Raw genomic sequence first — 19,060 nt, forward strand, 5'->3', positions numbered from 1 at the left:
GAGCAACAATGCCTGAGATCACCGTGAGCATGGCCGCCGGCCGCACCGACGAGCAGAAGCTCGGCATGATGCGCGACATCACCCAGGCGCTGGTGAAGAATCTCGGCGTCGACGCGACGCGGTCGTGATCCAGATCAACGAAGCGCCGCTGCATCACAAGATGAAGGGCGGCAAGTCCTTCGTCGAGCGCGCGGCCGCGGCGAAGAAGTAACTCACCGTCGTCGTCCCTGCGAAAGCAGGGACCCATAACCACCGATGCCGGTTGTTGTGTTCGCTGGGGCCACAGCCTTCGATCAATTGATATTTGTGGTTATGGTCCCGGGTCGCGCTTCGCTTGCCCGGGACGACAGTGTTTTTGAGGCACCTATGGACGCACGCGACTTCATCAAGATCGGCATGAGCGCCGAGCGCATGCTCGTGGTGCCGCCGGAGCGCACCGTCGGGCATTTCGTGCCTGATATGCCGATGGTTTATGCGACACCGATGATGATCCTCGAGATGGAGATGGCATCGGGCGATGCCATCCGCGCAGCATTGCAGCCCGGCTGGGTTACGGTCGGGACCGAGGTCGACATCCGTCATCTTGCCGCCGCGCTCGTCGGAGCCACGGTGCGGACCACCGCGAAAGTGGTCGCGGTCGAGCGCCGCGTGATCCGCTTCGAGGTCGGGGCGTTCGAAGGCACCCGCAAGCTCGGCGAAGGCCGCCACGCCCGCGGCCTGATCAATGTCGAGAGCTTCAACAAGCGGCTGGCCGCAACGTCAGGTCAGGCGCAGTAGGCGAAGGGCTACTTCGCCAGTTCCTTCGAGCGTCGCGTCGCGGCGGCAATCGCGCGGGTCATCAGCGGCTGTAGGCCGTCGCTCGCCATCAACACCTCCAGCGCCGCAGCGGTGGTGCCGCCGGGCGAGGTGACGTTTTGCCGCAATGTCGCCGACGGTAGGTCCGAGCGGTGCAGCAGCTCGCCGGAGCCGGCGACGGTCGCGCGCGCCAGCGTGGTTGCGAGTTGCTCGGGCAGGCCGGCCGCGACGCCGGCGCGGGCGAGTTCTTCGGCGAGCAGGAAGATATAGGCCGGGCCGGAGCCGGAGACCGCGGTCACCGCGTCCATCAGGCCCTCATCGTCGACCCATTCGACGAGCCCGGTTGCCTTCAGCAGCGCATCGGTCATGGCGCGCTGCGCTGCGGTGACGCGCTTTGACGGCACCGCGACCGTGATGCCGCGGCCGATCGCCGCCGGCGTGTTCGGCATCGCGCGCACCACCGCGCCGCCGACGACTTCCTCGAGCGCTGCGATGGTCGTGCCGGCCATGATCGAGACCACGAGGGTCGAGGGGCCGACCAATGCTTTCAACGCAGCGCCGGCATCGCGGAACGATTGCGGCTTCACCGCGACGACAAGCGTATCAACCGTGCCGAGGTCGGTCGCCTGCGGATTGAGCCGCGCGCCCTTCGCCGCGAGTGCGGAGATCTCCGGCGACAGATACGGATCGATCACCGCGACCTGCTTCGGCGAAAGGCCCTGCGCGAGCCAGCCGGTCAGCATCGCGCCGCCCATCTTGCCCGCGCCGGCAAGCGCGATGGCGCCGGTCGTATTCGTCAGTGCGCTGCTGGATGTGCTCACAGGTGGCTCCGCAAACTCTGTGTCGTCCCTGCGAACGCAGGGACCCATAACCACAGGCGGTTCTAGTAAAGCGTGACGTCAGCCACAAGCAGTTTGCGTGAGCCCCGCGGCCGCCGGGGTATGGGTCCCTGCGTTCGCAGGGACGACACCGAGACGTGTGGAAAGGCCGCGAACCCTTACGCTTCGCCCTCGGTATCGAACATCGCGGCGGCCATCGCCTCGGCGGTCGACTTGCCGGCCCACACCACGAACTGGAACGCCGGATAGTAGCGCTCGCAGGCGTGGATCGCGTTGACCACCATGGCCTCGCATTGCGCGGTGGAGGCGGTGAGGCCGCCCGGCAGCACCAGTGCCTGACGATGCATCACCATGCCGGTGTGGGTCCACAGATCGAAATGGCCGACCCACAATTGTTCGTTGATCGCAGCGACCAGCCGCTGCACCTCGGCGCGGCGCGCCTGCGGCATCTTCATGTCGAAGGCGCAGGCGAGATGCAACGCCTCGATCTCGCCCATCCAGGTGAAGGAGAGCTGATAATCGATCCAGTCTCCCTTGGAGACAATCGTCACCTCGTCTTCGCCGGAACGCTCGAACGCCCAGTTGTTGTCGGTGGCGATATCCTCGACCACCGCAAGCGGGTTGTTCCGGGAATCGATAATGCTTTCGAGGAGGGACATGCCGTCTCGGACCTTGTTCTTATGATCGCTTGATACGCACACGGAAGCCGGCACTTGCGACATACTGCGTCGTGGCCGAGTACAGCTCCTTGACCGGGCTTCCGGATGCCCCTGGACCTGACGCCGATGAAGTGATGTGATTTGCGGAATCCGCGCAACCGCACGCCGAGTCCGTCCACAGCCAAAGCGCGCATCGTCCACAGCTGATCTCCGCCACACTTGTGATTTTGCGAACAAATCGGAATCTTCGTGGTCGGTAAACGATTTGTTAACCATTTGCCGGCGCTTCGCCGTACGCGTGAATCAGCCTTTCCGGCGCTCACCTCACTCTGCAAGAGCCGCAACGCGCTCATGGGGACATGCTGTTTCCCCATGCCAAGGCCTTGCCCGGCTGTCGCGGTTTGGTCATATTTCGGCTCAGGCGCGTCCATCCCGGGCGTGCCGATGTTCTCAGGGCGGGGTGAAAATCCCCACCGGCGGTAAGGGTGACGAGCCCAAGCCCGCGAGCGCCTTCTTCCGCGAAGCCGGAAAAAGGGTCAGCAGATTCGGTGCAATTCCGAAGCCGACGGTTACAGTCCGGATGAAAGAGAACGGTTGCGGCGGCCCTCGCGTTTTCGCGTGGGTCAATGTCGTTGTCCGTATGCCCTGATTCTGGTCCTGAAAGAGGAAAGCCATGAATCAGATGTTGCAAGACGCTGAAGTTCAAAACGCCGAAGTCCAAACCTCTCAAGCAGAAGGCGCTCCCGACACGCCGGCTGGTCCGCCGGCGCCGGAGCATCCGCGCTTCGCAAAGCCGCAACGCGTTGCCTTCGTGCAGTCGTCCTGGCACCGCGATGTGGTGGAGGAATGCCGCATCTCCTTCCTGAAGGAGATCGAGGCCCGTCACATCACCAATGTCGACGTGTTCGAGGTGCCGGGCTCGTTCGAGATCCCGCTGCATGCGCAGCTCCTGGCAAAGACGCGCCGCTACACCGCAATCGTTGCGGCCGGGCTCGTCGTCGATGGCGGCATCTACCGCCACGAATTCGTTGCCGACACCGTGATCAAGGCGCTGATGGATGTGCAGTTGCGCACCGAAGTGCCGGTGTTCTCGGCGGTGCTGACGCCGCAGCAGTTCCACGAGACCGAGGTGCACTACGACTTCTTCCGCAAGCACTTCGTGATCAAGGGGATCGAGGTCGCGGAAGCCTGCGCCAACACGCTGCTCAGCCTGGAACGCCTGCGCGGCCAGGTCGCGGCGGGGATACCCGGCTAACGCGTCAACAGCCTAAGGCCCGACGAAGATGCGATTCCGGCATGCGTGCCGGGATCGCTCTCGTAGCCTGCGCGTTCGGTTATGCTTGCCGGCATAATCAGAACGCGCGGGAGGCGCCCATGACCGAACAACATTCCTCCGACTGGCTCGGCCTGTCGGGTCGCGTTGCCGTTGTCACCGGCGGAGGCGGCGGCATCGGCCGTGCCACTGCGGTCAGCTTCGCCCGTGCCGACGTCAAAGTCGCCGCACTCGATCGCGACGAACGCGGTCTGGCCGAGACCAAGGCCAGGCTTCGCGAGTTCGGCGACGGCCATCTCGTCGCAAGCTGTGACACGACCAGCGAGGACAATGTCGCTGCTGTCGCCGACGCCGTCGCGCGCACGCTTGGTTCATGCGACATCCTCGTCAACACCGCGGCGGTGCTGCGTCCCGGCGGGCTCGATACGCTGCCGCTTGCCGAATGGAACGCGGTGCTGGCGGTCAATCTCACCGGTTATCTCATCTGCGCGCAGGCGTTCGGCCGCCAGATGCGCAAGGCCGGTCGCGGCAGCTTGATCCACGTCGCCTCGATCGCCGCCAGCAATGCGCAGGGCCAGAGCGGCGCCTACAGCGTCAGCAAGGCCGGCGTCGTGATGCTCTCGCAGCAGCTTGCCGCCGAATGGGGGCCGCACGGCATTCGCAGCAATGTGGTCAGCCCCGGCCTGGTCGTCACGCCGATGAGCCAGGCCTTCTACGATACCCCCGGGGTCACCGAGCGGCGCACCGCCGTGGTGCCGATGCGCCGGATCGGCGCGCCGCAGGACATGGCGGACGCGACGCTGTTCCTGGCCAGCGACCGCTCGTCATATGTCAATGGCGAAGAGATCATCGTCGATGGCGGCTACGTGCGGACGCTGATGAGCCACGTGCCGCGGCCGGGGTTCTGAGGAGGCGGCTACCGCAAACTCAGTGTCGTCCCGGCCTTGAGCCGGGACCCATAGCCACGAATGTTTGTTGGTTGAAGGATGGGGCCACAGCGGCGTTCCACAATGGAGCCCTGTGGTTATGGGTCCCGGCTTTCGCCGGGACGACAGAGTGCTAATCGAACAGGCTCGACACCGACTCTTCCGCCGCGGTGCGGCCGATCGCTTCGGCGATCAGCCCCGCGATCGAGATCTGGCGGATGTTCGGCGCCTTGTTGACGGCTTCGGTCGGCAAGATCGAGTCGGTAATGACCAGTTCCTTCAGCCGCGACGAGGCGATGCGCGCGGCGGCGCCGCCGGACAGCACGCCGTGGGTGATGTAGGCCGAGACTTCCTTGGCGCCGTGCCCGATCAGGGCCTCGGCCGCGTTTACCAGCGTGCCGCCGGAGTCCACGATGTCGTCGACCAGGATGCAGTTGTAGCCGGCGACGTCGCCGATCACGTTCATCACCTCGGACTCACCGGGACGCTCGCGGCGCTTGTCGACGATCGCAAGCGGGGTGTTGATGCGCTTGGCGAGGCCGCGCGCACGGGCCACGCCGCCGACGTCGGGCGACACCACCATCACCTTGGCGAGGTCGAACTTTTCCCTGATGTCGCGCACCATCAGCGGCGCGGCGAACAAATTGTCGGTCGGGATGTCGAAGAAGCCCTGGATCTGGCCGGCATGCAGGTCGAGCGTCATGACGCGGTCGACGCCGGCGCGGGAGATCAGGTTGGCGACGAGCTTGGCCGAGATCGGCGTGCGCGAACCGGATTTCCGGTCCTGGCGGGCATAGCCGAAGTAGGGCACCACCGCGGTGATGCGGCGCGCGGAAGCACGGCGCAGCGCGTCGGTGATGATCAGGAGCTCCATCAAATTGTCGTTGGCCGGAAACGACGTCGACTGCAGGATGAACATGTCCGAGCCGCGGATGTTCTCCTGGATTTCGACGAAGATCTCCATGTCGGCGAAACGCCGGACCACGGCCTTGGTCAATTCGATGCCAAGTCCCTTGGCGATTTCCTGCGCCAGCGCAGGATTGGAGTTGCCGGCGACGAGCTTGATGGATCCGTTTTTTGCCGACATCGATGCTTCCCCCCGCGCCTTGCTGGATACGATGTTCAGCATCTCAAGTCCTTACAGAACCGGCGGGTTTTCGGTGCGCGAGGGAATATCAGGCAGGCGGCTCCGCTGGCAACCCATTAGGTCGCCTTCGCCACGGTTTTCCTGGGCAAAAAACGCATTTCCCCGGGAGATACCGGGGGTTAGTTGGCGGAATAGCTGAGGGCCACGGTCTCGGCGGGGGCCGGGGCGCTGACCATCGCCGGCCCGCGGAGCTCCGGTGCTGGGGCCGGGCCATCAGCCGGGCCGCCATTGATCATGCTGGAGAGGCCACTGAGGCCGGCCTGGGCGATCTTGCGCAGCACCAGATCGTCGGCGGCGGCCCAGGCGTCGCGGCCGGCCTTGCCTGCGGGCTCCTCGCCCGAGAGCCGGAGCGCGCGTTGCTGATTGCTGTCGTAGACGTCCCAGACCCACGCGATCATGGTCCGGCCGCGCACCACCTGCGCCGACAGATAGCTGCGCACACGATAGGCCGCAGCGCCTTCGCGCGACACGATCGAAAGGCTGCGCAGCTTGGATTCGCTGTCGAGCACACCCACCATGCGGTCGAACACCTGGGGCGCGGGCCGTCGATCGATTCGAACGCGACGGTTGCGCCGCTGCCCGCCGGGGTGGCCATGGCATAGGAGTCGGCGACATTGCCGCCGGCCGCGCAGCCGCCGAGCGCACACGCGATCGCCAGCCAGGTGGCCGCGAGCGCGGCACGCACGGCTGTCCCAGTTTGAAACTGGTGGTTTGACGCTTCCCTCATTGCGTCCTGCGATATCGTTAAAACGGCTTAACGTCTAGGGCAGGACGGCCACAGCACTTAACCGATCCGATGGCCACGCCACGAGGTTTCGGATTTCCTTGCTCAGTCAGAGAGATGGTGCCGCATAGCTGCCGTGATCCATGCCCATTCGCGGTTCGGGCTCGCGTCCGGCGACTGCCCGCGCATGATGGCGACCAGTTCCCAGTAACGCGCCGCGCGGGCATCGTGCAGCGCATACTTGCCGCGAATCCAGGTTCGGAATTCCAGATCGGGTTCTCGTTTCAGCAGTCGCGCCGACGTCTCCAGCCAGTCGCGCGCCAGTGTCTTGCCGGCTTCCGAATCCGGCGCGAGGCCACGCGCGACGATCTCCTTGGCGCTCGCCAATACGGCCTCGTTGGCTTGTTGCCAGGCGGCGAGGTCCAGCATGTGATGATTCCAGACGTCTTCGGCGTTGGCGCGCATGTTGGCGACCAGCGTGGGATCGCTGAGCATCTGCGACAGCTCGATCCAGGCATCGCATTGTTCCGGCGTCGGCTCGTCGGGCAATTCGGGCACGCTGGTTTCGATCATCTGCCGGATCCATTTCCGGTCGATGTTGATGCCGTCGGATACTTTCTCGAAGAAGCGTTCGACGACGTTGCGGCGTTCAGTGCGGGACAGCTGCGTCATGGTCAGGAATCTCCTCAGGTCTGCTTCGGTGAGTTGCGGTGAACGCAACGCAGCCCGCAGGGCCGAGGCGACGCGGCGCTGCGCCGCGATCTCCGCTTCCAGCGTCTCGAGGCGGAGCTTCAGCGCCTCGACGAGCGAGAGTTCCTTGGTCAGGACCTCACGGATGGCGTCGAGACCGAGCCCCGCATCGCGCAGGCAGCGGATCAGGTCGAGGCGAACCAGTTCGTCGTCGCTGAAGACCCGATAGCCGCTCGCGGTGCGGCCGGCCGGCGGCAGCAAGCCCTGGTCCGAATAGAAGCGGAGCTTGCGGACAGAAATTCCGCTGAGCCGTGCCGCCTCGCCGATGCTGTAGGTGCGTTGTGTCATGCGCCGCTTGTCCGGTCTCCAGCAGGTGGAGAGTCAAGCCGCTTGTCGCACAAAAATCGTGGGGGTGTCCGGCGTCAGCTTCCAGCGCGATGGCGTGAACGTGCCGGCCGTAATCGGCTTCCTTGCGGTGCACCGAGCGGCGATAGCTGAAGCATCGCTCGTCGGAATAGGTGTCGATGCCGAGATCGTCGATCATCAGCACGCCGGCATTCTCCAGCCGCATGCGGATGAAGCCGGCGAGATCGAACATCGCATGGCCGTCGCGTTCGGCGGGCATGAAGAATATGCCGTTTTCCGCATCGGCCTCGATGAAGCGTTCGACGAACTCGCCGCCGACCTCGTAGGATTCCTTGCGGATCAGCGGCCCGATCGCGGCGACGATGCCGCTGCGCTCGGCGCCGAGCTTCTCCATCGCATCGATGGTCGATTCCAGCACGCCGGTCAGCGCGCCCTTCCAGCCGGCATGCGCCGCGCCGATCACCCGCGCATCGGGATCGACGAACAGGATCGGGCCGCAGTCGGCGGTCGTGACCGAGATCGCAAGCCCTTCGATGCGCGTGACCAGCGCATCCGCCTTCGGCCGTGCAGCGCCGTTCCACGGGCCGGTCACGGCCACGACGTCGGGCGAGTGGACCTGATGCACGCTGATCAGGTGGTCGAGCGGCACGCCGAGCTGCTCGGCCATCCGCCGCCGGTTCTCCGCGACATTGGCCGGATCGTCGTGCGAGCCGAGACCACCATTGAGGCCGGCATAGATGCCCTCGGAGACGCCACCCTCGCGCGAGAAGAAGGCGTGGCGCAGGCCCGGAATGGCCGACAGCAGCGGTGATCCCAATGTCATTGTTCGGTCTCGTCAGGCTGATCGCTGAGGCCCGCGATCGAGGTGAGGCGCGGATCGGAGATGGCCATGACCTTGAACATCGAGCCCATCCCGCCGCGCCCGGAATCGGTCAACCGCCTCAGTGCACCGGCGATGTCGGCGGACATTTCGGGGCTGGCTTTCGCCATCAGTCCTGCGGCGCGAGCCTCGACCCCGAGGCGCTTGAGGAAGTCGCCCTGCGTCGCCGGCCCGTGGACGAGCGCGCCGACGTCCTCCGCGGCCCGCGCCAGCGCCTGGAAGTCGACATGCGCGGTCACGTCGGCCTGCCCCGGGTTCTTCAGCGGGTCGGCGAAGCTGTGGCGCGCGATCGCCTGGAAGGTGTCGCCGGCGTCGCTGCGCAGATGGCCGTAGTCGATGATCAGCGCGGCGCCGTCCTGGTCGCGCACCCGCGTCGCTAGCTTCATGATCTCGTTGTCGGGCCGCCACTCGAACACCGCACCGAGCGGCGCGGCGCGCACCAGCGGCGGCAGCAGCACCTCGAAGTGCGGCGTCGGCTCGGGGGCGGGCGCGAAATACAGGCTGCCATTGGCGTCCATCCCGACCGTGCGCTCGTGCCAGCCGGTCTCGCGGCGGACCATCTGGTGGATCGGCAGCACGTCGAAATATTCGTTGGCGAGGATGACGGCCGGTCCCTCGGGCACATCGTCGATGCTGTCGTGCCAGGTGATGTTGCGCACGCCGGTCAGCGTCGCCTGCTGCTTCTCGCGCAGCACCGGATTGACCTCGACGAGATGGATGCTGAGCGACTGGTAGAGCGGCGGCAGCACGCGAAGCGCTCGCAGCGCGTCGGCCATCATGGTGCCGCGGCCGGGTCCGAGCTCGATCAGACGGAACGTCTCGGGCGAGCCGATCGCGCGCCAGATCGAGGCGCTCCACAGCCCCAGCAGCTCGCCGAACATCTGGCTGACCTCGGGCGCCGTGGTGAAGTCGCCCTCGCGGCCGAGCGGATCGCGCGACAGGTAATAGCCGTACTGCGGATGCATCAGGCACAATTCCATGTAGCGCCAGACCGGCATCGGCCCGGATAATTTGATCAGCTTCCTGATCTCATCCAGCAACGGGGAGGGTTCGCTCACGGCCTTCCTTGGAATGAACTTGCGCTAGGTTGGAGTTGTCGGCGCCGGCCCGTTTGCCCTGCGGCGAACGGCGGCCGTGATGATGATAGCGCCCACGATAATCATTGGCACCGACAGCAGCATCCCCATGGTTAGTCCGCCCCACAGGAATCCGAGCTGCGGGTCCGGCTCCCTGAAGTGCTCGCCGATGATCCGGGCGATGCCGTAGATCGCAATGAAGCTGCCGAGGATCAGGCCGGGCCGCTTCAGCGCACCCATCCGGATCATGATCGCCAGCACCGTGAACAGCACGATGCCCTCGAGGCCGGCTTCATAGAGCTGGCTCGGATGGCGCGGTAGCGGCCCGCCATTGGGGAAGATCATGGCCCAGGGCAGGCTCGGGTCGGCGTGCCGGCCCCACAATTCGCTGTTGATGAAGTTGGCGAGCCGGCCGAGGAGCAGCCCGATCGGCGCGACCGCGGTGGTGATGTCGCCGAGCGACAGGATCGGGATGTCGTTGCGGCGGGCAAACAGCATCACCGCGGCGACGCAGCCGAGGAAGCCGCCGTGGAACGACATGCCGCCCTTCCACAATTCGAGGATCTCGGACGGGTGCGCCATGAAGAACGGCAAATTGTAGAACAGCACATAGCCGGTGCGGCCGCCGACGATGATGCCGATGGTGACCCAGAGGATGAAATCGTCGAGCTGCGGCAGCGTGATCGGCGCGGGGCCGCCCCACAGCCGTTCCTTCTTGATCAGCGAGCGGGCGTAGATCCAGCCCAGCACGATGCCGACGATATAGGCCAGCGCATACCAGCGGATTACGATCGGCCCGAGCGCGAGCGCGACGGGGTTGAACACCGGAAAGTCGATCAGCAGGAACGGCATCGTGCGGGTTGAGACTCAGTTCACGAGGTTGCGCCGGTAGAGCGCGAGCAGCCGCTCCCAATGGCGTTCGGCGGCGTCGCGGTCATAGACCGGGCGCTTGGGGAACGCAAAGCCGTGATGCGTGCCGGGATAGATCTCGCCCTCGTTGTTCGATCCCTTCATGCCGGCCTTCACCTGCTCGATGATTTCCTGAGGCGCGTAGATATCGGTCTCGGCGCAGGCGAAATAGAGTTCGGCTTTGGTCTTTTGCGCGGCAAGATGCGGACTGTCGGGCTGGTCGGTCGCCAGATGCGTGCCGTAGATCGAGGCGGCGGCCTTGACCCGATCGCCGAAATGCGTGGCCGCGTTCACCGCATAGCGCCCGCTCATGCAGTAGCCGACGGTGCCGATGATGTTGGTGTTGGCGGCCTTCTGCGTCTCGGCGTAGGCGAGCAGGCCCCTGGTGTCTTCCATGACCAGCGGGATGTTGAGCGAGTGCATCAGCTCGAACATGCGCTTGCGCTCGGGCGATTCCGGATCGGGATTGATCGGGCCGAGCTCCATCACGCCGGCGCGGTAATACATGTTGGGCAGCATCACGTAATAGCCCGAGGTGCCGAGCCGGCGCGCCATGTCGCGCAGCTCCTCGCGGATCGCCGGTGCGTCCATGTAGAAGATGACGACCGGGAAGGGGCCGCCGCGCTCGGGATGGGTGATGAAGGTGGTGGTCTTGCCGTCCTTGGTGGGGATCTCGACGGTCGCTTCGATCATGGCGTTTCTGCTCGCGTTATGTGTGCGATTTCTCTTGTGGGTTCATACGATTGCAAGGAAACCGGAGCATGACAAGGCAAGCTCCCGCCAAGGCTGCCATTTAGGCCTGCCATTCGCGGCGGACTTGAACCGGATGGCGGGGATCGCCATTGTCTTATCGCGATTCAGTGAACGCGGAGAGTTTTGCCAGATGACCCAGACCAGCAACCGGTTTTTCGATGAGATCGGCCGTCTGATGAACGATGCCGCGGGCGCCGCCCAGGGCGTCAAGCGCGAGGTCGACACGGTCATGCGCAACCAGGCCGAACGCATCCTGCGCGACCTCGACGTGGTCAAGCGCGAGGAGTTCGACGCGGTCAAAGACATGGCCCGCCTGGCCCGCGAGGAGAACGAGGCGCTGAAGGCCCGGATCGCCGCGCTGGAAGCCAAGCTCGGCGGTTCGGCGGGCTAACGAGCCCGGCCGGCGGCAGGGCATTTCCGACCTCCCATCTCGAACCTTGCGGCCCTTCCAGTCGGGAACATGACTGAAGCCGTCAAAGAAGCGTATCTGAGGGAGACCCGGACATTGCTCTCGGGCCATCCGACTGAGCTCCAAATATTTGAGGGGCTGTGGGCGGCTGAGAAGTATCGAGAGGCGTTCCTAGCGGTCGACAGCGCGGTAAGGAACCTGGGACTGGCCCGCACCGAGCAAGGCGAGAGGGCGGACGAAGATTTTTACTGGACATTCCGGTAAATTGGCAGCTCACCTCGCCGAGGCGCGCGAGCAAGAAAAATCCCTTCATTTCCTTGTCATTTCGGCCCTTTGGGGCTAAAAGCCCGCCACGTCCGCGGCCCCCGCACCCCTGGAGGCTTGCTGTGGACTTGAGCATGGGCCGCGCTGCGGCCTTTAACTTTTTAAATACAAGGACTTAACGCTATGGCGACCGTCAAGGAATTGAAGGCGACCGCGCGTCCGAAGAGCGGCAAGGGGGCCGCCCGGGCAGAGCGTCGCGCCGGGAGAGTTCCCGGAGTGATCTACGGAGACAACCAGCCCCCCGTCACCATCTCGGTGGACGATCGTGAACTGCGCCAGCGCATCCTGGCGGGCCGGTTCCTCACCACGCTGTTCGACATCGATCTCGAGGGCAAGAAGCACCGCGTGATTCCGCGCGACTACCACCTCGACCCGGTGAAGGACTTCCCGCTCCATGTCGACTTCCTGCGGCTCGGCGAAGGCGCGACCATCCGCGTCAGCGTGCCGCTGCACGTCATCAACGCGGAAGCCGCCCCCGGCATCAAGCGCGGCGGCACCGTGAACATCGTCACCCACGCGCTCGAGCTCGAATGCGCGGTCGACAACATTCCGCAATACATCGAAGCGGATGTCGGCAGCCTCGAGATCAGCCACTCGCTGCATCTCACCGACGTCAAGCTGCCGAAGGGCGTGAAGTCGCTGACCCGCGAGGACGCGACCCTGGTCACCATCGTGCCGCCGTCCGGCTACGCCGAAGAGCAGAAGGCCGCGGCTGCGGCGGCTGCCGGTGGCGCTGCTCCGGCAGCGGGTGCTGCGGCTCCGGCCGCTGCGGCTCCGGCTGCGGGTGCTGCGGCTCCTGCCGCGGGTGCCAAGGCTCCCGCCGGCGGTGGCGACAAGAAGAAGTAACCGATCAGGTCGGCGCGCGATCATCTGATGGCGCGCCGATGCGGGATGCCGTGCCATGCGCCTCTTTGTTGGTCTCGGTAATCCAGGCGCGAAATACGCCAGCAACCGGCACAATATCGGCTTCCTGGCGGTCGACGAGATTGCACGGCGTCATGGTTTCGGACCATGGCGCCGTCGCTTTCAGGGCGAGACCTCGGAAGGCGTCGTCGATCGCGAGAAGGTCGTGCTGCTGAAGCCGACCACCTACATGAACGAGTCCGGACGCGCGGTGCAGGAAGCGGCGAACTTCTTCAAGCTCGCGCCCCCCGACATCACCGTGTTCCAGGACGAGCTGGAATTGCCGCCGGCCAAGGTGCGGGTCAAGATCGGCGGCGGGATCGCCGGCCATAACGGGCTGCGCTCGATCTCCGCGCATATCGGCAACGAATATCGGCGGGTGCGGCTCGGCATCGGTCATCCCGGCGTCAAGGAGCTCGTGCACAGCCACGTGCTGTCGGACTTCGCCAAGAGCGACCGGGCGTGGGTGGAGGCCTTGTGCCAGGCCGTCGCCGACAATGCCGGACTGCTCGCAGCGGGGCACGATGCGTCGTTTGCGAACAAGGTGCATCTGACGATGCAGGCCAAGGGATTTTTCGACAAGGGTGAGTACGGCGGCGACAAGCCGGCCTGATCCCCTTGTCGTCATGCCGGCGCAAGGCCGGACATGACGAGATGGATAGAGGAAGACATGGGATTCAAATGCGGGATCGTCGGGCTGCCTAACGTCGGCAAGTCGACGCTGTTCAATGCACTGACCGAGACGGCTGCTGCCCAGGCGGCGAACTATCCGTTCTGCACCATCGAGCCGAATGTCGGCGAGGTGGCGGTGCCCGATCCGCGGCTGGAGAAACTCGCGGCGATCGCGAAGTCCGCACAGATCATCCCGACCCGGCTCACCTTCGTCGATATCGCAGGCCTCGTCCGCGGCGCGTCGCAGGGCGAAGGCCTCGGCAACCAGTTCCTCGCCAACATCCGCGAGGTCGATGCCATCGCCCATGTGGTGCGCTGCTTCGAGGATTCCGACATCACCCATGTCGAAGGCAAGATCGCGCCGCTCGCCGACATCGAGACCATCGAGACCGAGCTGATGCTGTCCGACCTCGACAGCCTCGAGAAGCGCGTCGACAACCTCACCAAGAAGGCCAAGGGCAACGACAAGGACGCCAAGGAGCAGCTCGAGCTGGTCAACCGCGCGCTGTCGTTGCTGCGTGACGGCAAGCCGGCTCGCGGCATGGAGCGCAAGCCGGAGGAAGAGCGTGCGTTCCGCATGCTCGGCCTGCTGACCTCGAAGCCCGTGCTCTATGTCTGCAATGTCGAGGAAGGCTCGGCCAAGGACGGCAACAATTTCTCCAAGGCGGTGTTCGAGCGTGCCAAGGAGGAGGGCGCGGTCGCAGTCGTGATCTCCGCCAAGATCGAATCCGAGATCGCGACGCTGTCGCGTGCCGAGCGCGCCGAATTCCTGGAGACGCTGGGCCTCGAAGAGGCCGGGCTCGACCGGCTGATCCGCGCCGGCTACCAGCTGCTCGACCTCATCACCTATTTCACCGTCGGTCCGAAGGAAGCGCGGGCCTGGACCATCGATCGCGGCACCAAGGCGCCCGCCGCCGCCGGCGTGATCCACACCGATTTCGAGAAGGGCTTCATCCGCGCCGAGACCATCGCGTATGACGACTACATCGCCGGCAACGGCGAAGCCGGCGCCCGCGATGCCGGCAAGCTGCGGCTCGAAGGCAAGGACTACGTCGTCGCCGACGGCGACGTGATGCATTTCAGGTTCAATACCTAAACTCGATCTCTCCTCAGTGTTGTCCCGGCCTTCGCCGGGACGACACTGAACCTGAGGCGCTGCTCTCTCCCCACGTCGTCCCGGGCAAGCGAAGCGCGACCCGGGACCCATAACCACAGGGCGTGGTTATGAAGCGCGCTATGGCCCCAGCTCGCTCTATCCTAACGTCTTGTGGTTATGGGTGACTGCTTTCGCAGGGACGACACTGAATATGAGGCGCCGCTCTCGTCTCCATCAGTAGCGGGTGAACTGAACCCTGCGTTGTTCCACGTCTCCCGGGCAAGCGCAGCGCGACCCGGGACCATAACCACAGGGCACAGTTCTTGCGCGACCTGTGGCCCCAGCTCGCTCTATCCTAACGTCCGGTAGTTATGGGTCCCTGCTTTCGCAGGGACGACACCGAGTATGCGGTAGCTCTGACGCGTCACCGATCCGCGCGGCCGATCACATCCATCAGCTCGGCGATCTTGCGCCGCTGGTCGGCCTTGTCGCCGGACGAGATCGCATGTTCGACGCAATGCGCCACGTGATCGCGCAGCACCTCTTCCTCGACGCGGCGCAGCGCCGCGCGCGCCGCGGCGATCTGCGTCACGACGTCGATGCAGTAGCGATCTTCCTCGACCATCGTGGCGAGCCCGCGGATCTGACCCTCGATCCGTTTGAGCCGTTTTAAACAGGATGTCTTGACCTCGTCTCTCATACGCCTCATATACCCCCCTAGGGTATGTAAATCAAGAGGCCGGATACGGCCGGGAAGAGTTTCGTGGCACAGGCAAAGCACGACCATTCGCACGCAGATCATCACCATCATGGCGCGGCCGCGCATTCCTGCTGCGGCGGCAAGCATGAGCACGACGCCGCGCCGGCCGAGGCGGCGTTCGCGATCGATCCGGTCTGCGGCATGAAGGTCAACCCGGCGACCGCCAAGCACCGCTTCAGCTACAACGGCGAGGAGTACCTGTTCTGCAGCGGCCGCTGCCGCGAGCGCTTCGAGGCCGAGCCGGAGAAATATCTCAAGCCGCGCGAGCCCGAGCCGCCAATGCCGGCCGGCACGATCTACACCTGCCCGATGCATCCCGAGGTGCGCCAGGTCGGTCCCGGTAGCTGCCCGATCTGCGGCATGGCGCTGGAGCCCGAGCAGGTCTCGCTCGACGACGGACCGGATCCCGAATTGATCGATATGACGCGCCGGTTCTGGATCGGCTTGACGTTGACGCTCCCGGTGTTCGTGCTCGAGATGGGCAGTCATCTCGGGCTGATGCATCTGGTGCCGCAATCCACCTCGAACTGGATCTCGTTCGTGCTGGCGACGCCGGTCGTGCTTTGGGCGGGCGCGCCGTTCTTCGTGCGCGGCTGGCAGTCGCTGGCCACCCGCAATCTCAACATGTTCACGCTGATCGCGATCGGCACCGGCGTCGCCTATGCCTACAGCGTGGTCGCCACGCTGGCGCCGCAGCTGTTCCCGCCGGCGTTCCGCGAGATGCATGGCGCGGTCGCGGTGTATTTCGAGGCCGCGGCGGTGATCACGGTACTGGTGCTGCTCGGTCAGGTCCTGGAGCTGCGCGCCCGCGCGCAGACCTCGGGCGCGATCCGCGCGCTGCTTGGGCTGGCGCCGAAGACCGCGCGGCGCATCACCGATCACGGCGACGAGGACATCGACATCGATGCGATCAAGGTCGCGATCGCCTGCGGGTACGCCCCGGCGAGAAGGTGCCGGTCGATGGCGTCGTGGTCGAGGGCCGCGCCGTCATCGACGAATCCATGGTGACGGGTGAATCGATGCCGGTCACGAAGGCGGAAGGCGCCAGCGTGATCGGCGGCACCGTCAACCAGAGCGGCGGCCTCGTGATGCGCGCCGAGAAGGTCGGCCGCGACACCATGCTGTCGCGCATCGTCGACATGGTGGCGAAGGCGCAGCGCTCACGCGCGCCGATCCAGCGGCTCGCCGATCGCGTCGCCGGCTGGTTCGTGCCGGCGGTGATCGCCGCGGCGGTGCTCGCCTTCATCGCCTGGACGGTGTTCGGGCCCGAACCGCGCCTCACCTTTGCGCTGGTCGCAGCCGTCACGGTGCTGATCATCGCCTGCCCCTGTGCGCTCGGATTGGCGACGCCGATGTCGATCATGGTCGGCGTCGGCCGAGGCGCGCATTCCGGCATCCTGATCCGCGACGCGCAGGCGCTGGAGCGGATGGAGGCGATCGACACGCTGGTCATCGACAAGACCGGCACGCTCACCGAAGGCAAGCCGAAGGTGGTGCGCATCATTGCCGCCGAAGGGTTTGACGAGGGCGACCTGCTGCGCCTTGCCGCCGGCGTCGAGCAGGGCAGCGAGCATCCGCTGGCGCAGGCGATCATCGCGGCAGCCAAGGAGCGCAAGCTCGCATCGTCGGCCGTCAGCAACTTTGCCTCGCCCTCCGGCAAGGGCGCGACCGGCACGGTCGAAGGCAGGCAGGTCGCGCTCGGCAATGCGGTACTGATGGCCGAACTGAAGATCGCGACGACAACGCTGGATCAGGCGGCCGAAGCCGCGCGGCGGGACGGCGCTACCGCGATCTATCTCGCGGTCGATGGCAGCATTGCCGGCGTGATCGCGATCGCCGATCCGGTCAAGCCATCGGCTGCGAATGCATTGCAGGCGCTGCGTGCAGAAGGCCTGCGCATCGTAATGCTGACCGGCGACAATGAGACCACCGCGCGCGCGGTAGCGAAAACGCTCGGCATCGACGAGGTCGAGGCCGGCGTGCTGCCGGAGCGCAAGAGCGAGGTCGTGCAGCGGCTGCGCGGCGAGGGCCGCACCGTCGCGATGGCCGGCGACGGCGTCAACGACGCGCCGGCGCTGGCCGCGGCCGATGTCGGCATCGCGATGGGCGGCGGCACCGACGTCGCGATCGAGAGCGCCGGCATCACGCTGCTCACCGGTGACCTGATGGGCCTGGTCCGCGCGCGGCGATTGTCGGTCTCGACCATGCGCAACATCCGCCAGAACCTGGCGTTCGCGTTCGCCTACAACGCCGCCGGCGTGCCGATCGCAGCCGGCGTGCTGTATCCGCTGTTCGGCATCCTGCTGTCGCCGATGCTCGGCGCAGCCGCAATGGCGCTGTCGTCGGTCAGCGTGATCGGCAACGCGCTGCGGCTGTCGCGGGTGAAGCTGGATTGAGCCGTCTTACCTCTTCCCGCAAGAGCGGGGCGAGGGACCAGAGCACGGCACAGCGGCTATGCCGGCAGCAGCAGCTGCGCGCGGCGCTCCATCTCGGCATCGAGCCAGGTTGCGAGATCCTCGCTCACCTCGACCATCGGCAGCCGCACCTCGGGGCTGTCGATCAGGCCCTGCCGCCACAGCCAATGCTTGGCCGGCGCGGGGCTGGGTTCCGCGAACAGCAGCCGGGTCAGCCCGACCACACTCTGCCAGGCCGCCAGTGCCGCGTCGCGCTTGCCCTGCCGCAGCAGCGTGCGGATCGACGCGAAGGTGTCGGTCTCCAGATGTGCGGACAACAGGATCGCGCCGTCGGCGCCGTCCGAGAGCGCATCGAATGTCTGCGCATCCTCGCCGGTCAGCACGCGGAAGCCGGCCGGCCGCCGGTTCAGGAAGTCGATCGACTGCGCGCGGTCGGCGCAGCAATCCTTCATGCCGGCGATGTTGGGATGTTCCGCGAGCGCCAGCAGCGTCTCGTTGGTGAGGTTCACCGCCGTGCGATAGGGAATGTTGTAGAGCACGATCGGCCACGACGCATGATCGGCGAGTGCGTTGAAATGCTGCACGAGACCGCGCTGCGAGGGCCTGATGTAATAGGGGCTTGCGATCAGATAGCCGTTGATCGGCCAGTCGGCGGTGTCATCCAGCGCTTCCTTCATCCTGGCGGTGGAAGCGCCGGACAGCCCGAGCACGACTGGCAGATGGCGGGAGCTGGCAGCGAGCTCGTCGAGCACGACACTGACCAGCCCCTCCAGCTCGTCGGTGCCGAGCGCCATGCCTTCACCGGAGGTTGCGCCGAGAATGAAGCCGTCGACGGGGCCGCCGGCATAGTGTCGCACCAGGCGGCGCAGCGACGTGGCGTCGAGTTCGCCGTCGCGGAACGGCGTGATCAAAGGCAGCCAGAGGCCCTGCAATTGCTGGTGTAGCTCAGTCATGTTCCATCTCCTCAGGGGACAAGCCGGAGACGGGACCAACAAAAAACCCCGTCCAAGCGGCGGGGTTTCGGGATCGTTGAATGCGAAGGTGATCTTATCGCGCGCGATCTCGTGTCCCCGGGAGGGGAGCTTTTTTCGACGAGAGAGCGGCGCACGAAGTCGTGATCATTCAACAATGATGCTGCGCTGCGAGGTTGTTGTCAATGCACATGCTGACCGTGACGTGCGGCACGATGGCTATGAAAAAAAGCCGGGCTCTGATGAGCCCGGCTTAAGGTATTGGCCACGTGAGGCCGACACAATCACCTTCCAAGAGGGATTACTGAACTTCCGCGCCACTGGAGGAGGGGGACATATGCGCGACGCGACCGCTCAGCGTGTAAACACTATGATCCCCATCGACGGCATGCAGCAACTATCCAGGCCGCATGTCAGTCATGCGGAGACCGGGGGCAGCGCGGATATCCCTATAAACCAGCCCCATAAGGCCGG

16 protein-coding genes, 4 pseudogenes and 1 riboswitch are annotated in these 19,060 nt (G+C 65.4%); of the genes and pseudogenes, 9 read left to right on the forward strand and 11 right to left on the reverse strand.

The window, feature by feature from the left end; all coding sequences use genetic code 11:
* The first annotated feature begins 8 nt into the window (after positions 1-8).
* A pseudogene (locus ALC15_RS20595) lies at positions 9-211 on the forward strand (tautomerase family protein).
* Positions 212-366: 155 nt separating this feature from the next.
* Positions 367-777, forward strand: a complete 411-nt coding sequence (locus ALC15_RS20600) for a thioesterase family protein (protein WP_050628835.1) — start codon at positions 367-369, stop codon at positions 775-777.
* A gap of 8 nt (positions 778-785) precedes the next feature.
* On the opposite strand, the gene proC is transcribed toward ALC15_RS20600, so the two are convergent.
* Together proC and ALC15_RS20610 are read right to left on the reverse strand one after the other, a co-directional pair.
* Complete coding sequence (gene proC / locus ALC15_RS20605) at positions 786-1,664, reverse strand: pyrroline-5-carboxylate reductase (protein ID WP_200914680.1); 879 nt, start codon at positions 1,662-1,664, stop codon at positions 786-788.
* 128 nt (positions 1,665-1,792) lie between these two features.
* On the reverse strand, positions 1,793-2,293 hold the full coding sequence (locus tag ALC15_RS20610) for a type III secretion system chaperone family protein (protein ID WP_016844492.1): 501 nt from the start codon (positions 2,291-2,293) through the stop codon (positions 1,793-1,795).
* A 442-nt stretch (positions 2,294-2,735) separates the two neighbouring features.
* A riboswitch (FMN riboswitch) is annotated at positions 2,736-2,889 on the forward strand.
* A gap of 77 nt (positions 2,890-2,966) precedes the next feature.
* Between ALC15_RS20610 and ALC15_RS20615 the strand changes: the two genes are divergently transcribed.
* Together ALC15_RS20615 and ALC15_RS20620 are read left to right on the forward strand one after the other, a co-directional pair.
* A complete protein-coding gene (locus tag ALC15_RS20615; RefSeq protein ID WP_050628837.1) occupies positions 2,967-3,548 on the forward strand; it encodes a 6,7-dimethyl-8-ribityllumazine synthase in 582 nt (193 codons plus the stop codon).
* Between the two features lie 119 nt (positions 3,549-3,667).
* The gene (locus tag ALC15_RS20620; protein ID WP_050628838.1) at positions 3,668-4,474 is read left to right on the forward strand and encodes an SDR family NAD(P)-dependent oxidoreductase; all 807 of its coding nucleotides are present in this window, start codon (positions 3,668-3,670) and stop codon (positions 4,472-4,474) included.
* A gap of 151 nt (positions 4,475-4,625) precedes the next feature.
* Here ALC15_RS20620 and ALC15_RS20625 read toward each other — a convergent pair whose 3' ends face one another.
* From ALC15_RS20625 to ALC15_RS20655, 7 genes and pseudogenes are all read right to left on the reverse strand, one after another.
* Complete coding sequence (locus ALC15_RS20625; protein ID WP_050628839.1) at positions 4,626-5,579, reverse strand: ribose-phosphate pyrophosphokinase; 954 nt, start codon at positions 5,577-5,579, stop codon at positions 4,626-4,628.
* A 179-nt stretch (positions 5,580-5,758) separates the two neighbouring features.
* Positions 5,759-6,366: pseudogene (locus ALC15_RS20630) on the reverse strand (hypothetical protein).
* 102 nt (positions 6,367-6,468) lie between these two features.
* Positions 6,469-7,401: a MerR family transcriptional regulator gene (locus ALC15_RS20635; RefSeq protein WP_050628840.1), complete on the reverse strand. Its 933-nt coding sequence runs from the start codon at positions 7,399-7,401 to the stop codon at positions 6,469-6,471.
* 79 nt (positions 7,402-7,480) lie between these two features.
* A pseudogene (gene pgeF, locus ALC15_RS20640) lies at positions 7,481-8,242 on the reverse strand (peptidoglycan editing factor PgeF); the annotation flags it as partial.
* The gene (locus tag ALC15_RS20645; protein ID WP_050628909.1) at positions 8,239-9,297 is read right to left on the reverse strand and encodes a class I SAM-dependent methyltransferase; all 1,059 of its coding nucleotides are present in this window, start codon (positions 9,295-9,297) and stop codon (positions 8,239-8,241) included. The gene ALC15_RS20645 and the pseudogene pgeF, both read right to left, overlap by 4 nt.
* An 84-nt stretch (positions 9,298-9,381) precedes the next feature.
* The gene (lgt, locus tag ALC15_RS20650) at positions 9,382-10,227 is read right to left on the reverse strand and encodes a prolipoprotein diacylglyceryl transferase (protein WP_050628841.1); all 846 of its coding nucleotides are present in this window, start codon (positions 10,225-10,227) and stop codon (positions 9,382-9,384) included.
* Between the two features lie 15 nt (positions 10,228-10,242).
* Complete coding sequence (locus tag ALC15_RS20655; protein WP_050628842.1) at positions 10,243-10,977, reverse strand: dienelactone hydrolase family protein; 735 nt, start codon at positions 10,975-10,977, stop codon at positions 10,243-10,245.
* Between the two features lie 190 nt (positions 10,978-11,167).
* Between ALC15_RS20655 and ALC15_RS20660 the strand changes: the two genes are divergently transcribed.
* From ALC15_RS20660 to ychF, 4 genes are all read left to right on the forward strand, one after another.
* On the forward strand, positions 11,168-11,428 hold the full coding sequence (locus ALC15_RS20660) for an accessory factor UbiK family protein (protein ID WP_038388183.1): 261 nt from the start codon (positions 11,168-11,170) through the stop codon (positions 11,426-11,428).
* 465 nt (positions 11,429-11,893) lie between these two features.
* Positions 11,894-12,616 (forward strand): 50S ribosomal protein L25/general stress protein Ctc, encoded by a 723-nt coding sequence (locus ALC15_RS20670; RefSeq protein WP_050628844.1) that lies wholly within the window; start codon positions 11,894-11,896, stop codon positions 12,614-12,616.
* A 55-nt stretch (positions 12,617-12,671) separates the two neighbouring features.
* Positions 12,672-13,286, forward strand: a complete 615-nt coding sequence (pth, locus tag ALC15_RS20675) for an aminoacyl-tRNA hydrolase (RefSeq protein WP_050628845.1) — start codon at positions 12,672-12,674, stop codon at positions 13,284-13,286.
* A 57-nt stretch (positions 13,287-13,343) separates the two neighbouring features.
* The gene (gene ychF / locus ALC15_RS20680; RefSeq protein ID WP_050628846.1) at positions 13,344-14,441 is read left to right on the forward strand and encodes a redox-regulated ATPase YchF; all 1,098 of its coding nucleotides are present in this window, start codon (positions 13,344-13,346) and stop codon (positions 14,439-14,441) included.
* Positions 14,442-14,865: 424 nt separating this feature from the next.
* Here the strand turns inward: ychF and ALC15_RS20685 are convergent, their stop codons facing one another.
* Positions 14,866-15,141, reverse strand: a complete 276-nt coding sequence (locus tag ALC15_RS20685; RefSeq protein WP_050402729.1) for a metal-sensitive transcriptional regulator — start codon at positions 15,139-15,141, stop codon at positions 14,866-14,868.
* A 63-nt stretch (positions 15,142-15,204) separates the two neighbouring features.
* Here ALC15_RS20685 and ALC15_RS20690 point away from each other — a divergent pair.
* A pseudogene (locus tag ALC15_RS20690) lies at positions 15,205-17,597 on the forward strand (heavy metal translocating P-type ATPase).
* A gap of 56 nt (positions 17,598-17,653) precedes the next feature.
* Here the strand turns inward: ALC15_RS20690 and ALC15_RS20695 are convergent.
* Positions 17,654-18,568: a 4-hydroxy-tetrahydrodipicolinate synthase family protein gene (locus ALC15_RS20695; protein WP_050628847.1), complete on the reverse strand. Its 915-nt coding sequence runs from the start codon at positions 18,566-18,568 to the stop codon at positions 17,654-17,656.
* Positions 18,569-19,060: the final 492 nt, after the last annotated feature.

This window comes from Bradyrhizobium viridifuturi (assembly GCF_001238275.1).
Lineage (GTDB): Bacteria > Pseudomonadota > Alphaproteobacteria > Rhizobiales > Xanthobacteraceae > Bradyrhizobium > Bradyrhizobium viridifuturi.